Origin of the sequence: Pseudomonas sp. Irchel 3H7 (assembly GCF_900187605.1) — a bacterium.
Lineage (GTDB): Bacteria > Pseudomonadota > Gammaproteobacteria > Pseudomonadales > Pseudomonadaceae > Aquipseudomonas.
Genome location: NZ_FYEA01000013.1, coordinates 170,980 through 193,359 on the forward strand (window position 1 = coordinate 170,980; position 22,380 = coordinate 193,359).

A 22,380-nucleotide genomic window follows, 5' to 3' on the forward strand; every position below is an offset into this window, starting at 1 on the left:
GAGCGTGCTCGCTCGCGATGGCGTCGGCAGCGGCGCCATCGATCTGACTGAGGATCGAAACAATGCCCGGCAAACATTCCCTGCACGACATTGAAGAAGCCGAAAAAAAACCGCTGTGGCTGCGGCTCGGCTGGTTGGCCCTGATCTGGGTCGGTAGCGTCGGTGTGCTGTTTATCGCCGCCAGCCTGATGCGTATGTTCATGAACGCGGCAGGCCTGACCACGCACTGAATCATCCCCGTCCCGGCGCCTTCGGGTACGGCTTTGCAACCCTCCTCACGGAGGGTTTTTTTTGTCTGAAGGTTACTTGCGGGCCTTGAGGATCACGAATTTCGGCGTGGCAGCCACTTGCTCGACGCCGCGGAACAGCCGCGCCAGTTTGCTGTGGTAACCCAGATGGCGGTTGCCGACGATGTACAGCGCGCCACCCACCACCAGCGCTTCGCGCGCCTGCTGGAACATGCGCCAGGCGAGGAAATCGCCCACTACCTGCTGCTGATGGAATGGCGGATTGCACAGCACCACGTCCAGTGATTGCGGGTCCTGGCCGGCCAAGCCATCGCCGGCACGCACGATGACCTCGCGATCGCCCAGCGCTGCCTGCCAGTTCTCGGCAGCCGATTGCACGGCCATGAACGATTCGTCGACCAGTGTGTAATGCGCATCGGGGTTTTGTAGTGCACTCGCGATGGCCAGAACACCATTACCACAGCCCAGATCGGCGACTCGGGCACTGCCAAGGTTTTTCGGCAGGTGCGGGAGGAAGGCACGTGTGCCGATGTCCAGACCTTCGCGGCAAAACACGTTGGCGTGGTTGAGCAATTCGATCGACGGCTCGTCGAGGCGATATCGCGAAGGGTAGGGCGACACGGCCGGGGCTTTGGCTTCTGGCGTGGCGATCAACAGCCGTGCCTTTTTTACCGCTAGCGAGGCTTGTACCGGACCGATGTAGCGTTCAAGCAGATCACCGGCAGCGCGTGGCAGGTGTTTGACCATCGCCGCTGCGATCACTTCGGCGCCGGGTGCGAGTTGCCCTTGCAAGCGGATCAATTGTTCTTCCAGCAGCGCGAGGGTTTTCGGCACGCGGATCAGTACCCGGTCGAACGGTCCGACCAATGGTTCGCTGGCGGGTATCCCGCGAACAGCGTCAAACGCCTGGCCATTGCGCAGCAGGTTTTTCTCCAGCCCCTGAAAACCCAGGAATGAGTCACCACTGCTACTGACCTTGACCTTGCCCGACAGACTGGCAGCCAAAGCACCGAAGCTGTCGTTGAGCACCAATACGCGGGTGTCGGCCATCGGTTGCTGCGCCGCCAGATGGTTGAGCAGGTATTCGTCGGCGGCATCGAAGGCTTGCAGCGGTTCATTCTGCTGTTCAGGCTGGCGGATCAGATCGAGCTGGGCAAAGGGCGTATCAAGCAAAGGCATCGGGCGGGAACTCAGGGTAATCAACGGGGTGTTCCGCAGCCCTGACATTGTGCAGCGGAACCGACCGAGTGTAATGCAACGCTTAACGTTCGCGTCATCACTCTGGAGGGTCTCGAATGGTACGTTTTTTTCTTCTTTATTACCCGCAAGTTTTCTATGGGAGGCAAGGCTGGATCGACTAGATGATCCCGGCTCTGGCGGCCGCTATGACAGCGGAAATCTTGTTGCAGACGTTGAGCTTCTCGATGACGTTCTGCACGTGGTAGTTCACGGTGCGCTCGCTCAGGCTGAGGATCTTCGAGATTTCATAGGCTGTCTTGCCTCCCGCGGACAATTGCAGAACCTCCAGCTCTCGCGGCGAAAGGTGTGGTTGGCGGGGTTTGAGGGACTCTGCCGGCAGGGTTCGGGCAAACAGCTCACTCAGGTGACTGGTGGCGTAGAACATATAACCAAAGTGCTCATACAGCTCCAGAGGACTGATCGGACAGTGTTTGCGCGCCAGGCTGATAATGCTGCACAAGCCGCTTTGCTCATGATGGAACGACTGGGACCAGCCATGTTGCATACCGTGATGCTGTAATCCTTGCCATAACGGTCGAGTATTTGCGAATACCGACTCGCACCAGACAATAGGCGACATCGAGTGATTGCAGTGTGCTATTAGTGGGTCAACTTTGCTGTAATTGTTTTTCTCGTATTGTGAATTCCATTCGTCAGGGTAGTTGTTGATTTGAAAGGTTTTAAGAGGCATATCGCGATGTAGTGAAACAACTGAAATTGCACAAAAATTGAATCCGAGATTTTCTGCGAATTGCAATAATATCGGATAGGCAGTCTCTACTCCGTTGGCAAAAGTCAGTCTTTTTAACTGTGACTCCTTCCACGTTTCCATCTCTGAACACTCCACTGGCGTTGCGGGGGGCGCCGAATGGATCCAAAGGATCCGGCACGAAACGAAGTGTAGGATGTTTCTTACAATAAGCTTTAAATTTTTTCGAGATTGCAGATAGCCAAATATCCATAAAGCGTTCTTAGGATGCGCGATTTTTATATTGATGTTGTCATCTGATAATACTGCCGACTTGCTTAATTGATTGAATGTCATTACCAATCATCAGTGTTTAGACCAGTTAATTTGCGCGACACTGTCGGCAATCGTTCAATGGAGTGTCCCATGACTGCCAGCGCAGAGAAGTACACCACGCAGACGTTGCTCGATGTCCAACCCCTGACCTCGAGCCTGTTTACCCTGCGCACCAGCCGGGATGCCGGTTTCCGCTTCCGCGCCGGGCAGTTCGCCAGGCTGGGTGTGAGCAAAGCCGATGGCAGCATCGTGTGGCGCGCGTATTCGATGGTGTCGTCGCCTTTTGACGAGTTTCTCGAGTTCTTTTCCATCGTCGTGCCGGGCGGGGAGTTCACCAGTGAGCTGAGCCGGTTGCAGGTCGGCGACACCTTGCTGGTGGATCGCCAGGCATTCGGCTACCTGACGCTAGATCGCTTTGTCGACGGGCGCGATCTGTGGCTTTTGTCCACAGGCACCGGGGTGGCGCCGTTTCTGTCGATCCTGCAGGACTTCGAAGTCTGGGAGAAATTCGAGCGCATCATTCTGGTGTACAGCGTGCGCGAAGCGCGGGAGTTGGCTTATCAGGAGTTGATTGCCGGACTTACGCAGCGTGAATACCTCAGCGAATACGCGCACAAATTGCAGTTCATCGCCACGGTGACGCGTGAAGCGCACCCCGGTGCACTGCACGGGCGCATCACCACATTGATTGAAAGCGGTGAGCTGGAGCGCGCAGCGGGCGTGGCGCTGTCGGCGGAGCACTCGCGGGTCATGCTGTGCGGCAATCCGCAGATGATCGATGACACACGCGCGTTGCTGAAAAAGCGCCACATGAGCCTAAGCCTGACTCGCCGGCCCGGTCAGGTGGCGGTGGAAAACTACTGGTAAACAAACGGCGCCTCGAAGGCGCCGTTGTTTCTATCGTGCACAGAATTCAGGGCCGGGTGTTCTGGGCCTTGAGCAAGTCGCGGATCTCGCCGAGCAACTCTTCTTCCTTGGTCGGAACCGGTGGCAGGGTAGGGGCCACGGCTTCTTCGCGTTTGAGACGGTTGATGGCTTTGACGCCCATGAAGATCGCGAAAGCGACGATCACGAAGTCCAGAACACTCTGGATGAACTTGCCGTAAGCCAGCATGACCGCAGGGGCATTGCCCTCGGCGGCCTTGAGCGTGATGGCCAAGTCACTGAAATCCACCCCACCGATCAGCAGGCCGATTGGCGGCATGATCACGTCACCGACAAACGACGAAACAATCTTGCCGAAGGCCGCACCGATGATGATACCGACGGCCATGTCGACCACATTGCCTTTGACCGCGAAGGCCTTGAACTCACTTAGCACGCCCATAGTTATTTCCTTGTTACAGATGAGTTTGGTGTACGCAGTGTAAATCAGCAAAACGCGTCCTGCGCGAAACACCTTCTTACAATGCCCGTTTTTATCGACACATCAATCGGCGATTAGTTTGCAAAGTGCCATCAATCGCGCGCGAAATATACGGTAACTCGCTGATCGAACAGCCAATTTTCTCAATCATGGCGTTACGTTCTTTCTATTTATGTTCGACGTCGCAGGCCTCTAGCCTTGGCTTGGCGCATCTGGATGCGCCCCAAAATAACCAGAGGATCCTGATATGAACTCCGCACTTGGACTGGGGGCTTTTCCCCGTCGCCGCACCCTCGGTGTACTCACCGCCAGCCTGTTGACCTTCTCCGTAAACGCCGCGCCCCTGACCCGCGATAACGGGGCTGTGGTTGGCGACAATCAGAACTCGCAGACCGCCGGCGCCAACGGCCCGGTGCTGCTGCAGGATGTACAACTGATTCAGAAGCTGCAGCGTTTCGACCGTGAGCGCATTCCCGAGCGTGTGGTTCACGCCCGCGGTACCGGCGCCCATGGCACCTTCACCGTGACCAACGATCTCAGCGACCTCAGCAAGGCCAAGGTCTTTGCCGCCGGTCAGACAACGCCGGTGTTCGTGCGTTTCTCTGCGGTGGTGCACGGCAATCACTCGCCGGAAACCCTGCGTGATCCGCGAGGTTTCGCCACCAAGTTCTACACCGCCGACGGCAACTGGGATCTGGTCGGTAACAATTTCCCGACCTTTTTCATCCGCGACGCGATCAAGTTTCCCGACATGGTGCACGCGTTCAAACCGGACCCGCGGACCAACCTTGATGACGATTCGCGCCGATTCGATTTCTTCTCCCATGTACCGGAAGCCACCCGTACCTTGACCGAGTTGTATTCGAACTCGGGAACGCCTGCCAGTTATCGAGAAATGGACGGCAACGGCGTACATGCTTACAAGTTGATTAATGCCAAGGGCGAAGTTCACTATGTCAAGTTCCACTGGAAGAGTTTGCAGGGACTTAATAATCTTACGCCAAAGCAAGTCGCGAAAGTTCAGGGTCAGGACTACAGTCACATGACCAATGACTTGGTGAGCAACATCAATAAAGGTAACTTCCCGAAATGGGACTTGTACATTCAAGTGCTGAAACCACAAGATTTGTCCAAGTTTGATTTTGATCCATTAGACGCGACCAAGATCTGGCCAGGTATTCCTGAGCGAAAAGTTGGACAAATGGTATTGAACCGTAATCCGGCAAATGTATTCCAGGAAACCGAACAAGTGGCCATGGCGCCGGCGAATATTGTTCCGGGTATCGAACCTTCTGAAGACCGTTTGTTGCAAGGCCGAGTGTTTTCTTATGCCGATACACAAATGTATCGCCTGGGTGCCAATGCCCTGCAATTGCCGATCAATGCGCCGAAAGTTGCCGTGAACAATGGCAACCAGGATGGCGCGATGAACTTCGGCGCCAGCAACAGTGGTGTGAACTACCAGCCAAGCCGACTGCAACCCCGTGACGAGACGCCAGGCGCGCGTTACAGCCAGTTGGCGCTGTCGGGCAGCACGCAGCAGGCGAAGATCCAGCGTGAGCAGAACTTCAAGCAGGCCGGCGATCTGTATCGCTCGTTCAGCAAGAAGGAACGCCGGGACCTGATCGACAGCTTCGGTGGCTCGCTGGCGACCACCGATGACGAGAGCAAGCACATCATCCTGTCCTTCCTTTATAAGGCCGATCCGGAATACGGCACCGGCGTCACGGAAGTGGCCAAGGGTGACCTCAGCCGGGTCAAGGCGCTGGCGGCCAAATTGGTCGACTGATACCGACATAGCGCACACGGGGCCTGAGCCAGGCCCCGTTCCACGCGAGGAGACTGCTTATGCGAATCTGTTTTTTACTGTTGGCCGGTTGTCTGTCGTTCGCGGCATGGGCGGCACCGGTCGAGCAGACTCCCGAGGCGATCAAGGCCCAGTTACAGGACTACTATTTCGACGCGGCCCGGCGCGGTGATGTGCCGATGCTCGACACGTTCATCGAGTCCGGCTATTCCCTCGACACTCGTGACAGCAAGGGTTACACCGCGCTGATTCTGGCGGCCTATCACGGTCAGGCACCTGCGGTGGAACGTTTGCTCGCTGCTGGCGCCGATGCCTGTGCCCAGGATCAACGCGGCAACACCGCGCTGATGGGGGCCATTTTCAAAGGTGAACTACAGATCGCCCGACGCCTGATGGCCACCGATTGCAGCCCCGACCAGCGTAACGGTGCCGGGCAGACGGCGGCGATGTACGCCGGGTTGTTCAAGCGTCTGGAATTGCTCGATGCACTGAAGGCCAAGGGCGCGGACCTGAATGCCGAAGATCCGTTGGGCAACAGCGCCGCGCGTCTGGCCAACGGCGAAATCCGCACCGCCACGCCGCGCTGAGCGGTGGCTGCGTTATCATCGCGGTTTTTGCCGGGGGATCCAGATGGCCAAGGCCAAGCGCATGTACGGCTGCACTGAGTGCGGCGCAACCTTTCCCAAATGGGCGGGCCAGTGCGGCGAGTGCGGCGCCTGGAACACCCTGACTGAAACCATGATCGAAAGCGGCGGGGCCACGGCGCCGACCGGCCGCACCGGCTGGGCCGGGCAGCAGGCGCAGATCAAGACCCTGGCCGAAGTCAGCATCGAAGAGATTCCGCGCTTCTCCACCGCGTCCGGTGAACTGGACCGGGTCCTTGGCGGCGGTTTGGTCGACGGTTCGGTGGTGCTGATCGGTGGTGATCCGGGGATCGGCAAATCGACGATCCTGTTGCAGACCCTGTGCAACCTCGCCAAAAGCATGCCCGCCCTGTACGTCACCGGCGAAGAATCCCAACAGCAAGTGGCCATGCGTGCCCGGCGCCTCGGCTTGCCGCAGGATCAACTGCGGGTGATGACCGAAACCTGCATCGAAACCATCATCGCCACGGCCCGTCAGGAAAAACCCAAGGTGATGGTGATCGACTCGATCCAGACGATCTTCACCGAACAGTTGCAATCGGCTCCCGGTGGCGTCTCTCAGGTGCGTGAGAGCGCGGCGCTGCTGGTGCGGTATGCCAAGCAGAGCGGTACGGCGATTTTCCTCGTCGGCCACGTCACCAAGGAAGGCGCACTGGCCGGTCCGCGGGTTCTCGAGCACATGGTCGATACCGTGCTGTATTTCGAAGGCGAATCCGATGGGCGTCTGCGTTTGTTGCGCGCGGTGAAAAACCGTTTTGGCGCGGTCAACGAATTGGGCGTGTTCGGCATGACCGACAAGGGTTTGAAAGAAGTCTCCAACCCTTCGGCGATTTTTCTCACCCGTGCGCAGGAAGAAGTCCCGGGCAGTGTGGTCATGGCGACGTGGGAAGGCACTCGGCCGATGCTGGTGGAAGTGCAGGCGCTGGTCGATGACAGCCATCTGGCCAACCCGCGACGGGTGACGTTGGGCCTGGATCAGAACCGTTTGGCGATGTTGCTTGCGGTTTTGCATCGCCACGGCGGAATTCCGACTCACGATCAGGATGTGTTCCTCAACGTCGTGGGTGGGGTGAAGGTGTTGGAGACGGCTTCAGATCTGGCGCTGATGGCGGCCGTGATGTCGAGCCTGCGCAACCGGCCATTGCCGCATGATCTGTTGGTATTTGGTGAAGTGGGGCTGTCCGGTGAGGTGCGGCCGGTGCCGAGCGGTCAGGAACGTTTGAAGGAAGCCGCCAAGCATGGCTTCAAACGGGCGATCGTGCCCAAGGGCAATGCGCCGAAGGAATCCCCACCAGGCTTGCAGATCATTGCCGTGACCCGCCTCGAACAGGCTCTCGACGCGCTCTTCGAATAACTTGAACCCACTGCATAACCTGTGGGAGCTGGCTTGCCAGCGATTGCGTTCTGTCCGTCGACATATTCGTCGAGTCTGAAATCGCTATCGCCTGGCAAGCCAGCTCCCACAGGGTTCAATTGTGGATTCTAGATTTCGATCAGGGCAGCCAACTCGCGCTCCAGTTCGGCCTCATCCGCCAGATTCAACTCGATCAGGCGCCGCAAGCGCTGGATCGATTCCAGGCTTATATGTCGGCAGACAAAGCCCAACTGGTTATTTTCTTCGTGTGCCAGATGCACATCCATCTTGATATCGACGTCATCGCTCAGGTGAATGTCGACGAAAAAATCCTTCTCCGCATCCCCCAACCACGGCTCCGGCCTTTCGATCAGCAATCCTTTGAGCGACAGGTCGATCAGCTTGACCGGCCAGATGTAATCGCCCTGACTCAGCTCGGTTCTGGCATCGAACGCAATACGTTTGAAGCGACGACGGTTGGCTGGGTGTTCGCTCATGGCGCAATCCTCATGAAGGTTCGCTGACTATAGACCGCGAATGCGGGCGCCAGCCAATCGCTAAAGCGTCTAGACCAACGTCGGGGTATGGCCTTTGGCGCCGTAAGCGCTAAACTCGGGGTGGCTGTCTTTCTTGTCCACCCTGGCTGGAATAATAAAATGAAAAATAATAATAGCCTGCTACGCCATTTACCCTGGCTAGTGCTGGCAATCGTAGGAGCGTGCGCCCTGGGCGTAGTGGCATTGCGCCGCGGCGAGGCGATCAATGCCTTGTGGATTGTGGTCGCAGCCGTGGCCATTTATCTGGTTGCGTACCGTTACTACAGCCTGTTCATCGCTAACAATGTGATGCAACTCGATCCGCGTCGGGCGACCCCCGCCGTGCTCAACAATGATGGTCTGGACTATGTGCCGACCAACAAACACATTCTTTTCGGTCACCACTTCGCTGCGATCGCGGGCGCCGGACCTCTGGTCGGCCCGGTGCTGGCGGCGCAGATGGGCTATTTGCCCGGCACGCTCTGGCTGATTGCCGGTGTGGTGCTGGCGGGCGCGGTGCAGGACTTCATGGTTCTGTTCATGTCGACCCGGCGCAACGGCCGTTCCCTGGGCGACATGGTGCGTGAAGAAATGGGCCGCATTCCCGGTACCATAGCCCTGTTCGGCTGCTTCCTGATCATGATCATCATCCTCGCGGTGCTGGCGCTGATCGTGGTTAAAGCGCTGGCCGAGAGCCCGTGGGGCATCTTCACCGTGATGGCGACCATCCCGATCGCGATGTTCATGGGCATTTACATGCGCTACATCCGCCCGGGCCGTATCGGCGAAATCTCCGTGGTCGGTGTGTTGCTGCTGCTGGGTTCGATCTGGCTCGGTGGGCAGATTGCCGCTGATCCGGTGTGGGCCAAGGCGTTCACCTTCACCGGCGTGCAGATTACCTGGATGCTGGTCGGTTACGGTTTCGTCGCTGCATCGCTGCCTGTTTGGCTGATTCTGGCACCGCGTGACTATCTGTCGACGTTCCTCAAGATCGGCACCATCGTCGCCCTGGCGATCGGTATTCTGATCACCATGCCCGAGCTGAAAATGCCGGCGCTGACCCAGTTTGTCGATGGCACTGGCCCGGTGTGGAAGGGCGGTCTGTTCCCGTTCCTGTTCATCACCATTGCTTGCGGTGCGGTTTCCGGTTTCCACGCGCTGATTTCTTCGGGCACCACGCCGAAGCTGCTGGATAACGAAACCAACGCCCGTTACATCGGTTACGGCGGCATGCTGATGGAGTCGTTCGTGGCGATCATGGCCATGGTTGCCGCGTCGGTGATCGAGCCTGGCGTGTACTTCGCCATGAACAGCCCGGCCGCTGTGGTTGGCAGTGACGTTGTTTCGGTTGCGCAAGTGGTCTCCAGCTGGGGCTTCGCGATCACGCCGGAAGCGCTGCAAGCGGTGGCACACGACATTGGTGAAACCACCATCCTCGCCCGTGCCGGTGGTGCGCCGACCTTGGCGGTCGGTATTGCGCAGATCCTGCACAGTGTCCTGCCGGGTGAAAACACCATGGCGTTCTGGTACCACTTCGCGATCCTGTTCGAAGCGCTGTTCATTCTGACCGCAGTCGACGCCGGCACTCGTGCCGGTCGTTTCATGCTGCAGGATCTGCTCGGCTCTTTCGTGCCAGCGCTCAAGCGTACTGAATCGTGGACCGCCAACCTGATCGCCACCGCCGGTTGTGTGGCGATGTGGGGCTGGTTGCTGTACCAGGGCGTGATCGATCCACTGGGCGGCATCAACACCCTGTGGCCACTGTTCGGTATCTCTAACCAGATGCTGGCCGGTATCGCGCTGATGCTCGGCACCGTGGTTCTGATCAAAATGAAGCGCCAGCGCTACATCTGGGTCACCCTGCTGCCAGCCACTTGGCTGCTGATCTGCACCACGACTGCGGGCTTCATCAAACTGTTCGATGCCAACCCGGCGATCGGCTTCCTGTCGCTGGCCAAGAAGTACAGCGATGCGCTGGCCAATGGTCAGGTGCTGGCCCCGGCAAAAAGCGTCGAGCAAATGCAGCACGTGATCTTCAACGCTTACACCAACGCAACGCTGACGGCGCTGTTCCTGTTCGTGGTCTTCAGTATCCTGTTCTATGCGCTCAAGGTCGGCATCGCCGCCTGGGGCAAAAAAGAGCGTACGGATAAAGAATCGCCATTCCAGGCTCTGCCGGATGCGTAACCAGAGGATTGCAGCATGTTCAATGACCTGAGTCGCCTCGGTAAATACCTCGGTCAGGCCGCCCGCCTGATGGTCGGCATGCCCGACTACGACACCTACGTCGAGCATATGCAAACCAAGCACCCGGACAAACCGGTGATGAGCTACGAGATGTTCTTCCGCGAACGTCAGGAAGCCCGTTACGGTGGCAAGGGTGGGCCGAAGTGCTGTTGAGCTGACAGCGCAAGGTTGAGGTAATCCCCCTGTGGGAGCGAGCTTGCTCGCGAATACGGAGTGTCAGTTGATGAATGATTTGACTGACACACCGCTTTCGCGAGCAAGCTCGCTCCCACAGTTGTTTTTGTGTTGTTCATTCATTTTGTGAAGGAGATCGAGTTTTGTCCTCTCCCATCCCGGTCACGGTACTCAGCGGTTTCCTCGGCGCCGGCAAGACCACTTTGCTGCGCCATATCTTGAAAGCCGAGCACGGCCTGAAAATCGCCGTGATCGAAAACGAATTCAGTGACGCCGGTATCGACACGCAGCTGTTGGGTGACGAACCGGTGCAAGTCATGACCCTGGCCAACGGCTGCGTGTGCTGCACCATTCACACAGACCTGACCAAGGCGCTGTACTTGCTGCTTGAGCGTCAGGACAGTGGCGAGATCGCCTTCGACCGTCTGGTCATCGAGTGCACCGGTCTGGCCGACCCTGCTCCAGTGGCACAGACCTTTTTCATCGACGAAGAACTGCGCGAGCGTTACCTGCTCGATGGCATCATCACCCTGGTCGATGCCGCCCACGCGGACGTGCACCTGACCCAGACCATCGCTCAGGCGCAGATCGGTTTTGCCGATCGCTTGCTGGTGAGCAAGACCGATCTGGTCGACGAAGCTACGTTCAATGCACTGAGCGAACGCCTGACGCGAATCAACCGTCGCGCGCCAGTCCGCGTGGTTGAACATGGCAACATTGATCTGGCTGAACTGCTGGATGTGCGTGGCTTCAACCTCAATGCCGATCTTGGCGGCGGATTGAGCCTTCGCCCAGTGAGCAAGGCGCCGTCGATTGATCGCATTTCCAGTCTGGTGTTGCGCACAGATCAGCCGCTGGATATCGATCAGCTCAGCGAGTTCATGAATGAACTGCTGGAAGAACACGGCAAGCAATTGCTGCGTTACAAAGGCGTGCTGAACATTGCGGGTGAGGATCGGCGCTTGGTGTTTCAGGGTGTGTTGAAGCTTTACGGTTTCGACTGGGACACTGAATGGGCCGAGGGTGAGGCGCGGGAAAGTGTGATTGTGTTTATTGCTGATGAGTTGCCGGAAGAGAAGATTCGGGCGGGGTTTGCCAGAGTGGCTTCTGCCTGATGGGTTTGTAGTGTCAATGATGACTCCATCGCGAGCAGGCTCACTCCTACAGGGGAACGCGTTTCAAATGTAGGAGTGAGCCTGCTCGCGAAAGCGATCTAACCGACAGCACAATGTTCACGATCTGAACCCAGCAACGTCTGCTCAAGATGATCCAGATGCCGATTCATCAGCATCCCGGCCTTGGAAGCATCCCGATTTTCCACCGCTTCAACCAACGCCAAATGCTCCTGCCATGCGCAACAGCTGTGCGTTTGACGCTCACTTCGCGCAACCGCCAATGACGTCAACGGCACCAGACTGCCGAGAAAATGCGCCAACGGTGCATTCCCCGCCATCTGCGCCAAGTGCAGATGAAACTCCCCGGACAAGCGAATCGCCGCACCACGCCGATCCTGCTCGACAGCCTGACGCTCACGCTCGATCAACCCGCGCAAGCGTTTCAACCCTTCCGCTTGCGCGCGCTGACAGGCCAAATGTACCAGCGTGCTTTCGGCCAGCCGCCGCGCATGCAGGGCCTGTCGTGTCTGCTCCCGATCAGGTGCTGCCACACGCGGCCGATGGTTGGCCCGCAGCACAATGACGTGCTCAAGCGACAACTGCGTCAACACCCGCCGCACATCGGCGCGGCTGGCGCAGAACATCTCTTTCAAGCTGTCCTCGGTAAATCGGCTGCTCGAATCGATGCGCTGTTCCAGAATCGCATCGAACAATCGCGGATAAAGACCCTCTGCCGTTTCGCGCAGGCGGGAGAAGGGCAGGGGCGTCGTGGTCTGGCGAGTGTGTGACGCTGAGGCGAAACTGTTCATGGCCTGTCTCCAATAGAAATCAGCGACTCAAGTTGTCGTCCGGGATGTTCAACTCGATGCCCATCCGTTGACCTTCGCGCAGAATGTGCCGACGCATTTGCGCACTGGCCTGGGCGCTGTTCTTGCTGCGGATGGCGCGGACCACCGCTTCGTTTTCTTCGAGGCGCTCGGCCAGATGTTCTGGAGAATTACGCAGCACCTCGGCGCTCTGCTTGAGGGCGTTGCTGGTTTGCTGCACCACGCTCTGAAAAATCGGATTCGAGGTCAGGGTGAACAATTCTTCGTGAAAGGCGATGTAGGCGCTGACTCCGGCTTCACTGTCGCCAGCCTCAAGGGCTTCGCGCATGTCCATCAGGGTCAGGCGCAACTGGCCGACTTCCTTGCTGCTGATCGACTGCGCAACCAGACCGACAATGAACGGCTCGAGGGTATAACGCAGTTGCAGCACGTCTTCGAGGCTGGCACCGGCCACCGCGCTGTCGTGGCTCTGGTTATCGCTCAATTGCGCGTCGAGCACGACCACGCCTTTGCCCGGCATCGAACGGACGAGGCCGAGGGTTTCCAGGACGATCACTGCTTCGCGCAGGCTCGGGCGGCTGATGCCCAATTGTTCGGCCAGTTCGCGCTGGCCCGGCAGCATGTCGCCGGAGCGCCACTGGCCACGGGCCAATGCGGCGCGCAGTTTTTCTACGACTGAGTTGACGACGGTTGATGTGGTAATCACTTGTCTCGCTCCATGTGCCTAAAGGGGCGCCGCAAACCGGTATCAAAGGATCGCCGCTTGCGGCAGCGCCGATAGGGTTAAATCAGAACTCCTGCTGGTGCGCCGGAGTTGCTGTTTTACGCGGCTGAAAGGTGTAGCCCTGCTGACCGCTGAGTACTTTGTTGGCGCGTTGCACGTCGATGTCTTTTTCCCAACGGGCGATCGCAACCGTGGCGACGCAGTTGCCGATGAGATTGGTGAGTGCTCGGCCGATGCCCATGAACCAGTCCACTGCCAACACCAGCACCAGACCGACCACCGGGATCGCCGGAATCGCTGTCAGCGTTGCCGCCAGAATCACCAGTGCCGAACCCGGAATCCCGTGGGCACCTTTGGAGGTAATCAGCGACACCAGCAAAATGGTCAGCAGATCGGTCATGGCCAGCGGCGTGCCGGTGGCGTTGGCAATGAACACGATGGCCAGGGTCAGGTAGATCGAGAAACCGTCAAGGTTGAACGAGTACCCGGTTGGAATCACCAGACCCACGGTCGAGCTGCCAATGCCGAGGTGTTCGAGTTTGCGCATGATCTGTGGCAGCACGGCGTCGGACGATGCCGTGCCCATGACGATCAGCAGTTCTTCGCGCAGATACTTCAATAGCGGCCACATGCGCAGGCCGGAAGCGCGCATCACCAGACCGAGAATCACACTGACGAACGCGATGCAGGTCAGGTAGAACAAACCGACCAGGCTGCCCAGGTGTTGCAGGGAATCGAGGCCATATTTGCTGGTGGTGAAGGCGATGGCGCCGAACACGCCGATCGGCGCCAGACGCACGATCATGCCCATGATGCGGAAGATCACATGGCTCAGTTCGTTGATCAGGCGCGAGATCCCGGAAGCTGCTTCGCCGACCAGATTCAACGCGCTACCGAACAGCACCGAAAACAGCAGCACTTGCAGAATGTTGTTATCAGCGAAGGCTCCGATCACCGACGTCGGGATCAGGTCCATCAGGAATTGCGTGGTGGTGTGCATGTGCTGGCTGCGTTCGGCGAGATCGCCCATGTCGGCGGTCGACAGCTGCTCCAGATGGATATTCGCGCCGCTGCCGATGCCGGTACTGAAGGCGAACACCAGACCGATCACCAGTGCGATGGTGGTCAACACTTCGAAGTAGATCACCGATTTGAGACCGATGCGCCCGACCTTCTTCAGATCGCCGGCGCCGCTGATGCCGCTGACCACCACGCAGAACACGATGAGGCCGATGAGCATCTTGATCAGTTTGATGAAGCCGTCGCCGAGCGGTTTGAGCTGGGCCGAGTATTCAGGAAGGGTCAGCCCGCAGACGATGCCGAGCATCAGTCCGAGAACCACTTGGAGGAAGATTGAACGCGAGCACCATCTGAGCATGGGAGGAATCCTGGTCGGTGTCCTGGCTGCCGTGCGCTTGAACGCATCAGATTCAGAACTTAATTATTGTGGTCTTACCGGTATGTCCAGTGCGGGTGCAGTCTACGCTCGGTTTTTTCGGGATGACAAGTGAAAACAGCAAAATTGGCATGACCGGTCTGACCAGTGGCCATAGCCACGTGTAGGAGCTGCCGAAGGCTGCGATCTTTTGATCTTGTTTTTTCAAGGCCCAAATCAAAAGATCGCAGCCTTCGGCAGCTCCTACACGGGAAATCAGGGGCGAAAAAAAACCGGCCAATCACTTGGCCGGTTTTTCATGGTGCAGATTTAACGTCGCAATTAAGCGCCGTATACCGGCAGCTTCTTGCAGATGGCTTTGACTTTCTCACGAACGGCGTCGATCACCGCTTCGTTGTTCAGGTCAGCCAGGATGTCGCAGATCCAGCCAGCCAGCTCTTTGCACTCAGCTTGCTTGAAGCCACGAGTGGTCACAGCCGGAGTACCGAAGCGCAGGCCGGAAGTGACGAACGGCGAGCGTGGATCGTTTGGTACGGAGTTCTTGTTCACGGTGATGAACGCTTTGCCCAGAGCGGCGTCGGCGTCTTTACCGGAGATGTCCTGCTTGATCAGCGACAGCAGGAACAGGTGGTTCTTGGTACCGCCCGAAACCACGTCGAAACCGCGCTCGATGAACACTTCGGCCATGGCCTGGGCGTTCAGCACCACTTGTTCCTGGTAGGCCTTGAACTCTGGCTGCAGCGCTTCCTTGAAGCAGATCGCTTTAGCGGCGATCACGTGCTCCAGCGGGCCACCCTGGGCGCCCGGGAATACCGCGGAGTTCAGCTTCTTCTCGATGTCGGCGTTGGCGCGCGCCAGGATCAGACCGCCACGTGGACCGCGCAGGGTCTTGTGCGTGGTGGTGGTCACGACGTCAGCGAAAGGCACCGGGTTCGGGTAAACACCCGCGGCAACCAGACCGGCTACGTGAGCCATGTCGACGAACAGGTAAGCACCGACTTTGTCAGCGATGGCGCGGAAACGTGGGAAGTCGAGAATCTGCGAGTAGGCAGAGAAACCGGCCACGATCATTTTTGGCTTGTGCTCAACTGCCAGACGCTCGACTTCGTCGTAGTCGATCAGGCCGTTGGCGTCGATGCCGTACTGCACAGCGTTGTACAGTTTGCCCGAGGAGGAAACGCTGGCGCCGTGGGTCAGGTGACCGCCGTGGGCCAGGCTCATGCCCAGAATGGTGTCGCCACCTTGCAGCAGGGCCAGGTAAACAGCAGCGTTGGCTTGCGAACCGGCGTGCGGCTGAACGTTGGCGTAATCGGCGCCGAACAGCTCTTTGGCGCGGTCGATGGCCAGTTGCTCAACGATGTCGACGTACTCGCAACCACCGTAGTAACGCTTGCCTGGGTAGCCTTCAGCGTACTTGTTGGTCAGGACCGAGCCTTGAGCTTCCATCACCGCTGGGCTGGTGTAGTTTTCCGAAGCGATCAGCTCAATGTGTTCTTCCTGGCGCTGAGCTTCTTGCTCCATGGCGGCAAAAAGGTCGGCGTCGTACTTGGCAATAGTCAAATCACGGCTGAACATGGCGGTCCTCAAGGATCGGGGGCAGAAAAGGGGGGCATTCTAACCCAATGGGTTTTGGATGGCATATGAAACGACATCATGTCGCAGACAAGTGGCGTTCATGCGCAGATAGATGGTGATTGTGCTGGCCTCAAAAGATCGCAGCCTTCGGCAGCTCCTACAGTAATCCGAGCTGATCCCGAATACTGTGACCGACATCAATCCTTGCAGGAGCTGCCGAAGGCTGCGATCTTTTCGGTCGCGCCGCCGATGTTCAGTCGAACATGAACAGCGCGTCATTGCTGAACTGCGCCTCAAACCGCCCCGCCGGCATCGGCCGCCCGAACAGATAGCCCTGAACCTCATCGCAACCATGTTCGCGCAGGAAGTCCAACTGCTCATGGGTCTCCACACCCTCGGCGATCACCGCCAGATTCAGACTGTGCGCCATGGCGATGATCGCCCGGGCAATCTGCGCGTCCTGCTCACCGGACGGCAGGCCATCGACAAACGTGCGGTCGATTTTCAGCACGTCGATCGGGAATTGCTTGAGGTAGTTCAGCGATGAGTAACCGGTGCCGAAGTCATCGACTGCGATGCTCAGGCCAAGGTTTTTCAGCCCGGCAAGAATCTGCATGGCCTCGCTGACTTCACGCATCAGGATACTTTCGGTCAGTTCCAGCTCCAGGCATGCCGGCGGCAGGCCGGTTTCGCGCAGGATCGTGGCGATCCGCGTGCCGAGCTGGCCATCGGAGAACTGCCGCGCCGAGATGTTCACCGACACCTTCGGCACGCGTACACGATTCTGGTGCCAGGTCTTCAGCTGACGGCACGCTTCGCTGATCACCCAATCGCCAACGTCGACCACCAGACCAAGCTCTTCGAGCACCGGAATGAAATCCCCCGGCGGCACCAGTCCACGACGTGGATGGCGCCAGCGCAACAGCGCTTCGGCGCCGGTCAGACGCTTGCCGTCGCCGCTGAATTGCGGTTGGTAATACAGGACGAATTCGTTTTGTTCCAGGGCGTGGCGCAAGTCGCTTTCCAGCTCCAGACGCTCCAGCGCACTGGCGTTCATGTCGGCCTGATAGAACTGGAAGTTGTTCTTGCCGCGCTCCTTGGCGTGGTACATCGCGGTGTCGGCGTTCTTCATCAACTGGCTGAGTTCGTTGCCGTCCTGCGGACTCAGGGCGATGCCGATACTGGCGGTGACGAAGAACTCGCGTCCTTCAAGCACGAACGGGCGGACGAGGCTGCCGAGAATCTGTTCGGCGACATGAATCGCCCGGTTCAACGCCATTTCGCGACTGGAGCGATGTTGCAGCAGCAGCGTGAATTCATCGCCGCCCATGCGCGCCACGGTGTCGTCATCGTCGACGCAGGCCAGCAGGCGCGTGGCCATGTCTTTCAACATGCGGTCGCCGGCGGCGTGGCCGAGGGAGTCGTTGATCGGTTTGAAACGGTCGAGGTCGAGGAACATCAGCACCACCCACGACTTCTGCCGCTCGGCCGATTGCAGCGCGGTGTGCAGGCGATCCTGGAACAGCGTGCGGTTCGGCAGGTGGGTCAGGGCGTCGTAGTAGGCGAGGCGGTGAATGCGCTGCTCGCTGGCCTTGCGCTCGCTGATGTCGCTGAAGAAGCACACATAACTGGCCAGATCGCCTTCGTCGTCGAGCACCGCGGTGATGCCGACCCACGCCGGGTAATGCTCGCCGTTGCGGCGCTTGAGCCAGACTTCGCCTTCCCAGGTGCTGTGCTGATGCAGTTGTTTGAGCACGTAACGCAGGTGCGCGTCCTGTTGTTCGTCGACGGTGAGCATGTTCGGCAACTGATCAAGCACTTCGCTCACCGCGTAACCGCTGACGCGGCTGAAGGCTTCGTTGGCTTGCACGATGTAACCGGCCGGGTCGGTGATCAGAATCGCCGAGGTCGAATGCTCGAAAACCGTGGCGGCCATGCGCAGGTCTTTTTCGGCGCGGCGCTGCTGACTGATGTCGCGACCGACACCGAGCACGCCTTCGAACGCGCCGTGCTCGTCCCACACCAGCACCAGACGCAACTCGATCGGGATCTTGCGGCCATCGGCGCGCAGGCAGTCGAACAGGAACAATTGCGTTTGCACCTGATTGCGCAACACCGCCAATTGCTCGGGCTTGTCCAGCGCCTTGCTGACCCGATCCATCAGCGTATAGATGCCGCTCAATTGCTGCGGGTTGGCGATGGTCGATTGCCAGCCGTTCTGGAAAATCCACTCGGCGTCGTAGCCCAGTACCGCCTGCACCGACGGGCTGACGTAGTTCAGCGAGAGCTTGCTGTCGGTGGAAAAAATCACGTCACTGATGCTTTCGGCGAGCATGCGATAACGCTGCTCGCTGTCACGCAGGGATTCGCTGGCTTCGATCTGTTCGGTGATGTCCTTGGCCACGCCGATGATTCGCGTCACCTGATCGTGTTTGTCGCGAGCCAACGCCTGTTCGCGAATGTCGAAACGCCGCCATTTGCCGTCGCGATGGCGGAAGCGCAGTTGGCACTGGAGCAACTGACTGTAACCGGCGTGCCGCTGCATCTGCCGCGAGCGATGGTAGTAGTCGGCGTCTTCCGGGTGCAGGAGGATTTCCCAGAAATACTCGCCCATCTGATGCAGTTCAGTGCGGTTGTAGCCGAGGGTTTGACCGAGGTGGTGGTTACTGAAAATCATCCGCTGGCTGATCACGTCCTGCACGTACAGATGATCCGGCACGGTGCGCACCACGTCCGACCAGAAGCCTTCGCGTTCGAGCAGCGACAGTTCGATCAGCTTGCGGCTGGTGATGTCGTTGATGCTGAGGATCACCGCTTTGTAGTCGTGCTGCTCGATCGGCAGGCGCAACACCATCCACAGGTGCTGGTCGCGGCCATTGATGTCCGGCAGTTTGATTTCCAGTTCCAGCTGCTTCTGTTGCTGCAGGACGGCGTCGAGCACTTGGTTGCCGATGGCGCACTGACGGTGTGGGTGGCCATCGATCAACAGTTGCCAGGCGTGCTCGCAAGAGTTGACGTTGAGCAGTTGCAACGCGACCTGGTTGACCTCGGTGACGCGCAATTCCTGCAGCAGTTGCTGACGTTGCGCCGGCTGGTCGAGCCAGGCTTTGAGCTGGTCGCTGGTCTGGATCTGCGCCTTGTCGAAGACCTGCTTGAGGCCGGACAGGTCCAGCACGCACAGGGCGACGCCAGTGCCTTCGAAAATGTCCTGATAGCGCCGGCGGCCTTCATGCAACTGGCGCTGGCGGCGGCGCATGTTCAACAGCGCAATCACCGGCAGCATCGAGAACGCCAGGCCCAAAAGGCATTTGCCGATAAATGCCGGCAGCAGTTCTTCGAGTACGCGCTGGCGGTCGAACAGGCCACGCAACTGCCAGTCGCTGCTGCTCAGTGGCACGGTCAGCACGGTGTTGGCGAGGTCGTCCGGGCTCAGCACGCCGGGCTTGGCCGAGGGCAACGCTTCATCGCGGCTGATGATCTGATGGTTGACGCGGTTTTCCACCAGCCACAACGGGCGGATGCCGGTTTCGCCCTGTTTGGTCAGCGAGTCGAAAAAGGTCGGGGTCAGGCGCAAGGCCCAATAACCGCGCGTGCTGCCGCTGGCTTGATGCAGCAATAGATGCACCACCGAGCCGTCGTCGGCGTTACTGAAATAATGTGCCTGGGCACGGCTGCGGCGCACCAGTTCGGTGAGGTAGTCGGCATCGTGACTGTCGACGGCGCTGTCGTTGATGATTCGTCCGGAAGGGCTGAGCAACGCCAGGCTGCGCAAATCGGGCAGCGATTGCTGGAGCTTGCGCAGCAACGCCTGCTGTTCGTCGGCTGATTGCGGTTGTTCGACGATCGGTAGCAGGTTGAGGGCGATTTGCGCGTTCAGCGCCATGTTCAGGCTGACCTGCGAGGCGAGGTCGGCGGTGTAATCAATGGTGTACTGGCGCTGGTTTTTCTGGGTTTCGCGCAGTTGATCGAGCAGTTGCCAGAACAGCAATGCGAGCAACAAAAGCACAAGCGTCGCCAGCGCACCCTTTAATGTACCGCGCAGGGACGAGCCGGGCGCCGGTGGGGTGCTGCTCACAGAAGCTGGCGGAGTGACATTGGACAAGCTGTAATCCTGCGATTTGGCTGGACTGGCGCGACGTGCACTATAAGCCGGACGCCCAAAGGGCGGCTAGCATGCCTTGAGTCGTGGCGAAGTGCCAGCCCCGCTCGGCTGGACTGCCAACTGTCATTAAGGTAGCTTTGCCGGTTACGCGGGAGCGTTCCAGCTCCTAGACTCAGACTTTTTCAGCGCGCACGCATTGATAACCATCAAGTGAACGACGCGCATGGTCTGGCCGGGCTTCGCCTGCGCTGCAATCATTCATCTGTCACTGACCCAAGGTTCTCCATGGCTCAATACGTCTTCACCATGCATCGGCTGGGCAAAGTTGTTCCGCCGAAGCGGGAAATTCTCAAAAACATTTCGCTGTCGTTCTTCCCCGGCGCCAAAATTGGCGTACTCGGCCTCAACGGTTCGGGTAAGTCCACGCTGCTGAAAATCATGGCCGGCGTCGACACCGAGTTCGAGGGCGAAGCCCGTCCGATGCCGGACCTGAACATCGGTTATCTGCCGCAAGAGCCACAACTTGATCCGACCAAGACCGTGCGTGAAGTGGTCGAGGAAGCAGTCAGCGTGATCAAGGACGCGCAAGCGCGTCTGGACGAGGTCTACGCCGCTTACGCTGACCCGGATGCGGACTTCGACAAACTGGCCGCCGAACAAGCCAAGCTCGAAGCGATCCTGCAGGCCAGCGACGGTCATAACCTTGAGCGCCAACTGGAAGTCGCCGCCGATGCACTGCGTCTGCCGGCCTGGGACGCAAAAGTAGAACACCTGTCCGGTGGTGAAAAGCGTCGTGTGGCCCTGTGCCGTCTGCTGCTGTCCGCCCCGGACATGCTGCTGCTCGACGAACCGACCAACCACTTGGACGCTGACTCCGTGGCGTGGCTGGAGCACTTCCTGCACGACTTCCCGGGCACCGTGGTAGCGATTACGCACGACCGTTACTTCCTCGACAACGTCGCCGGCTGGATTCTCGAACTCGACCGCGGCGCGGGCATCCCGTACGAAGGCAACTACTCGGGTTGGCTCGAAGCCAAGTCCGATCGTCTGGCGGCGGAATCCAAGCAGCAGTCGGCCCACGAAAAAGCCATGAAGGAAGAACTGGAGTGGGTGCGCAAAGGCGCCAAGGCCCGCCAGTCGAAATCCAAGGCACGTCTGCAACGCTTCGAGGAAATGCAATCGCAGGAATTCCAGAAGCGCAGCGAAACCAACGAGATCTACATCCCGGCCGGTCCGCGCCTGGGCGACAAGGTCATCGAATTCAAGAACGTCACCAAGGGCTACGGCGATCGCGTGTTGATCGACAACCTGTCGTTCTCGATGCCGAAGGGCGCCATCGTCGGCGTGATCGGCGGTAACGGTGCCGGTAAGTCGACCCTGTTCCGCATGCTGATGGGCAAGGAAACACCGGATTCGGGCAGCATCGAAGTCGGCGAAACCGTGCAACTGGCCTGCGTCGATCAGAGCCGTGACGACCTGGATGGCAGCAAGACTGTGTTCCAGCAAATCTCCGACGGTTCCGACCAGATCCGCATCGGCAACTACGAGATTCCGTCGCGTACTTATGTCGGTCGCTTCAACTTCAAGGGCGGCGATCAGCAGAAGTTCGTCAAGGATCTGTCCGGTGGTGAGCGCGGTCGTCTGCACCTGGCGCTGACCCTGAAGGAGGGCGGCAACGTCCTGCTGCTCGACGAACCGTCCAACGACCTCGACGTTGAAACCCTGCGCTCCCTGGAAGAAGCCCTGCTGGACTTCCCGGGCGCTGCGATTGTGATCTCTCACGATCGGTGGTTCCTTGACCGTGTGGCGACGCACATCCTGGCGTACGAAGACGACTCGCAAGCGATCTTCTTTGAAGGTAACTACACCGAGTACGAAGCCGATCGCAAAAAGCGTCTCGGCGAAGCGGCTGCCCAGCCACACCGGGTACGTCACAAGAAACTGGCCTGATATCGGGTTGGTTGCATGAAAAAGCGGAGCCTTCGGGCTCCGTTTTTTTTTG

Annotated in this window: 18 protein-coding genes; 9 read left to right on the plus strand and 9 right to left on the minus strand. The window is 58.8% G+C overall.

Annotated elements, in window-relative coordinates:
- Positions 1-62: 62 nt before the first annotated feature.
- On the plus strand, positions 63-230 hold the full coding sequence (locus CKW38_RS24130; RefSeq protein WP_095114060.1) for a DUF2474 domain-containing protein: 168 nt from the start codon (positions 63-65) through the stop codon (positions 228-230).
- A 72-nt stretch (positions 231-302) separates the two neighbouring features.
- Here CKW38_RS24130 and CKW38_RS24135 read toward each other — a convergent pair whose 3' ends face one another.
- Together CKW38_RS24135 and CKW38_RS30235 are read right to left on the minus strand one after the other, a co-directional pair.
- Positions 303-1,427, minus strand: coding sequence for a class I SAM-dependent methyltransferase (locus CKW38_RS24135; protein WP_095114061.1), 1,125 nt, complete (start codon positions 1,425-1,427; stop codon positions 303-305).
- A 178-nt stretch (positions 1,428-1,605) separates the two neighbouring features.
- Positions 1,606-2,319, minus strand: coding sequence for an autoinducer binding domain-containing protein (locus tag CKW38_RS30235; protein WP_176472365.1), 714 nt, complete (start codon positions 2,317-2,319; stop codon positions 1,606-1,608).
- A 282-nt stretch (positions 2,320-2,601) separates the two neighbouring features.
- Here CKW38_RS30235 and CKW38_RS24150 point away from each other — a divergent pair, with 282 nt between their 5' ends.
- Positions 2,602-3,378, plus strand: a complete 777-nt coding sequence (locus CKW38_RS24150) for a ferredoxin--NADP reductase (RefSeq protein WP_007909769.1) — start codon at positions 2,602-2,604, stop codon at positions 3,376-3,378.
- 46 nt (positions 3,379-3,424) lie between these two features.
- On the opposite strand, the gene mscL is transcribed toward CKW38_RS24150, so the two are convergent.
- Positions 3,425-3,838: a large-conductance mechanosensitive channel protein MscL gene (gene mscL, locus CKW38_RS24155; RefSeq protein ID WP_007909770.1), complete on the minus strand. Its 414-nt coding sequence runs from the start codon at positions 3,836-3,838 to the stop codon at positions 3,425-3,427.
- Positions 3,839-4,124: 286 nt separating this feature from the next.
- Here mscL and katB point away from each other — a divergent pair, with 286 nt between their 5' ends.
- The 3 genes from katB to radA are packed head-to-tail and all read left to right on the plus strand — an operon-like array spanning position 4,125 to position 7,682.
- Entirely contained in the window at positions 4,125-5,666 is a 1,542-nt protein-coding gene (gene katB, locus CKW38_RS24160) for a catalase KatB (RefSeq protein WP_095114062.1), read from the plus strand.
- Between the two features lie 59 nt (positions 5,667-5,725).
- Positions 5,726-6,271 (plus strand): ankyrin repeat domain-containing protein, encoded by a 546-nt coding sequence (locus CKW38_RS24165; protein WP_007909772.1) that lies wholly within the window; start codon positions 5,726-5,728, stop codon positions 6,269-6,271.
- 43 nt (positions 6,272-6,314) lie between these two features.
- Complete coding sequence (gene radA, locus CKW38_RS24170) at positions 6,315-7,682, plus strand: DNA repair protein RadA (protein WP_007909773.1); 1,368 nt, start codon at positions 6,315-6,317, stop codon at positions 7,680-7,682.
- Positions 7,683-7,810: 128 nt separating this feature from the next.
- Here radA and CKW38_RS24175 read toward each other — a convergent pair whose 3' ends face one another.
- Positions 7,811-8,179 (minus strand): PilZ domain-containing protein, encoded by a 369-nt coding sequence (locus CKW38_RS24175; protein ID WP_007909775.1) that lies wholly within the window; start codon positions 8,177-8,179, stop codon positions 7,811-7,813.
- Positions 8,180-8,338: 159 nt separating this feature from the next.
- Here CKW38_RS24175 and CKW38_RS24180 point away from each other — a divergent pair, with 159 nt between their 5' ends.
- The 3 genes from CKW38_RS24180 to yjiA all read left to right on the plus strand — a co-directional run bounded on the left by CKW38_RS24180 (position 8,339) and on the right by yjiA (position 11,754).
- Positions 8,339-10,405: a carbon starvation CstA family protein gene (locus CKW38_RS24180; RefSeq protein WP_095114063.1), complete on the plus strand. Its 2,067-nt coding sequence runs from the start codon at positions 8,339-8,341 to the stop codon at positions 10,403-10,405.
- A gap of 15 nt (positions 10,406-10,420) precedes the next feature.
- Positions 10,421-10,618 (plus strand): YbdD/YjiX family protein, encoded by a 198-nt coding sequence (locus tag CKW38_RS24185; protein WP_003228401.1) that lies wholly within the window; start codon positions 10,421-10,423, stop codon positions 10,616-10,618.
- A gap of 164 nt (positions 10,619-10,782) precedes the next feature.
- On the plus strand, positions 10,783-11,754 hold the full coding sequence (gene yjiA / locus CKW38_RS24190; RefSeq protein ID WP_095114064.1) for a GTPase: 972 nt from the start codon (positions 10,783-10,785) through the stop codon (positions 11,752-11,754).
- A gap of 98 nt (positions 11,755-11,852) precedes the next feature.
- Here the strand turns inward: yjiA and CKW38_RS24195 are convergent, their stop codons facing one another.
- The 5 genes from CKW38_RS24195 to morA all read right to left on the minus strand — a co-directional run bounded on the left by CKW38_RS24195 (position 11,853) and on the right by morA (position 20,378).
- The gene (locus tag CKW38_RS24195) at positions 11,853-12,563 is read right to left on the minus strand and encodes a GntR family transcriptional regulator (RefSeq protein WP_007909779.1); all 711 of its coding nucleotides are present in this window, start codon (positions 12,561-12,563) and stop codon (positions 11,853-11,855) included.
- Positions 12,564-12,582: 19 nt separating this feature from the next.
- Entirely contained in the window at positions 12,583-13,287 is a 705-nt protein-coding gene (locus CKW38_RS24200) for a FadR/GntR family transcriptional regulator (RefSeq protein WP_007909780.1), read from the minus strand.
- Between the two features lie 82 nt (positions 13,288-13,369).
- Entirely contained in the window at positions 13,370-14,683 is a 1,314-nt protein-coding gene (locus CKW38_RS24205) for a C4-dicarboxylate transporter DctA (RefSeq protein ID WP_095114065.1), read from the minus strand.
- Positions 14,684-15,022: 339 nt separating this feature from the next.
- Positions 15,023-16,276, minus strand: coding sequence for a serine hydroxymethyltransferase (gene glyA, locus CKW38_RS24215; RefSeq protein WP_007909785.1), 1,254 nt, complete (start codon positions 16,274-16,276; stop codon positions 15,023-15,025).
- 253 nt (positions 16,277-16,529) lie between these two features.
- The gene (gene morA / locus CKW38_RS24220; RefSeq protein WP_095114066.1) at positions 16,530-20,378 is read right to left on the minus strand and encodes a cyclic di-GMP receptor MorA; all 3,849 of its coding nucleotides are present in this window, start codon (positions 20,376-20,378) and stop codon (positions 16,530-16,532) included.
- Between the two features lie 285 nt (positions 20,379-20,663).
- Here morA and ettA point away from each other — a divergent pair, with 285 nt between their 5' ends.
- Positions 20,664-22,328 carry an energy-dependent translational throttle protein EttA gene (gene ettA, locus CKW38_RS24225; protein ID WP_007909789.1) on the plus strand — a complete coding sequence of 555 codons (1,665 nt, stop codon included), beginning with the start codon at positions 20,664-20,666 and terminating at the stop codon, positions 22,326-22,328.
- Positions 22,329-22,380 lie beyond the last annotated feature (52 nt).

What these genes read in the sequence shown, in the direction of transcription:
- CKW38_RS24130 (WP_095114060.1), top strand. Translation starts at nt 63, where the DNA reads ATGCCCGGCAAACATTCCCTGCACGACATTGAAGAAGCCGAAAAAAAA.
- CKW38_RS24135 (WP_095114061.1), bottom strand. Translation starts at nt 1,427, where the DNA reads ATGCCTTTGCTTGATACGCCCTTTGCCCAGCTCGATCTGATCCGCCAG.
- CKW38_RS30235 (WP_176472365.1), bottom strand. Translation starts at nt 2,319, where the DNA reads ATGGAAACGTGGAAGGAGTCACAGTTAAAAAGACTGACTTTTGCCAAC.
- CKW38_RS24150 (WP_007909769.1), top strand. Translation starts at nt 2,602, where the DNA reads ATGACTGCCAGCGCAGAGAAGTACACCACGCAGACGTTGCTCGATGTC.
- mscL (WP_007909770.1), bottom strand. Translation starts at nt 3,838, where the DNA reads ATGGGCGTGCTAAGTGAGTTCAAGGCCTTCGCGGTCAAAGGCAATGTG.
- katB (WP_095114062.1), top strand. Translation starts at nt 4,125, where the DNA reads ATGAACTCCGCACTTGGACTGGGGGCTTTTCCCCGTCGCCGCACCCTC.
- CKW38_RS24165 (WP_007909772.1), top strand. Translation starts at nt 5,726, where the DNA reads ATGCGAATCTGTTTTTTACTGTTGGCCGGTTGTCTGTCGTTCGCGGCA.
- radA (WP_007909773.1), top strand. Translation starts at nt 6,315, where the DNA reads ATGGCCAAGGCCAAGCGCATGTACGGCTGCACTGAGTGCGGCGCAACC.
- CKW38_RS24175 (WP_007909775.1), bottom strand. Translation starts at nt 8,179, where the DNA reads ATGAGCGAACACCCAGCCAACCGTCGTCGCTTCAAACGTATTGCGTTC.
- CKW38_RS24180 (WP_095114063.1), top strand. Translation starts at nt 8,339, where the DNA reads ATGAAAAATAATAATAGCCTGCTACGCCATTTACCCTGGCTAGTGCTG.
- CKW38_RS24185 (WP_003228401.1), top strand. Translation starts at nt 10,421, where the DNA reads ATGTTCAATGACCTGAGTCGCCTCGGTAAATACCTCGGTCAGGCCGCC.
- CKW38_RS24195 (WP_007909779.1), bottom strand. Translation starts at nt 12,563, where the DNA reads ATGAACAGTTTCGCCTCAGCGTCACACACTCGCCAGACCACGACGCCC.
- CKW38_RS24205 (WP_095114065.1), bottom strand. Translation starts at nt 14,683, where the DNA reads ATGCTCAGATGGTGCTCGCGTTCAATCTTCCTCCAAGTGGTTCTCGGA.
- glyA (WP_007909785.1), bottom strand. Translation starts at nt 16,276, where the DNA reads ATGTTCAGCCGTGATTTGACTATTGCCAAGTACGACGCCGACCTTTTT.
- ettA (WP_007909789.1), top strand. Translation starts at nt 20,664, where the DNA reads ATGGCTCAATACGTCTTCACCATGCATCGGCTGGGCAAAGTTGTTCCG.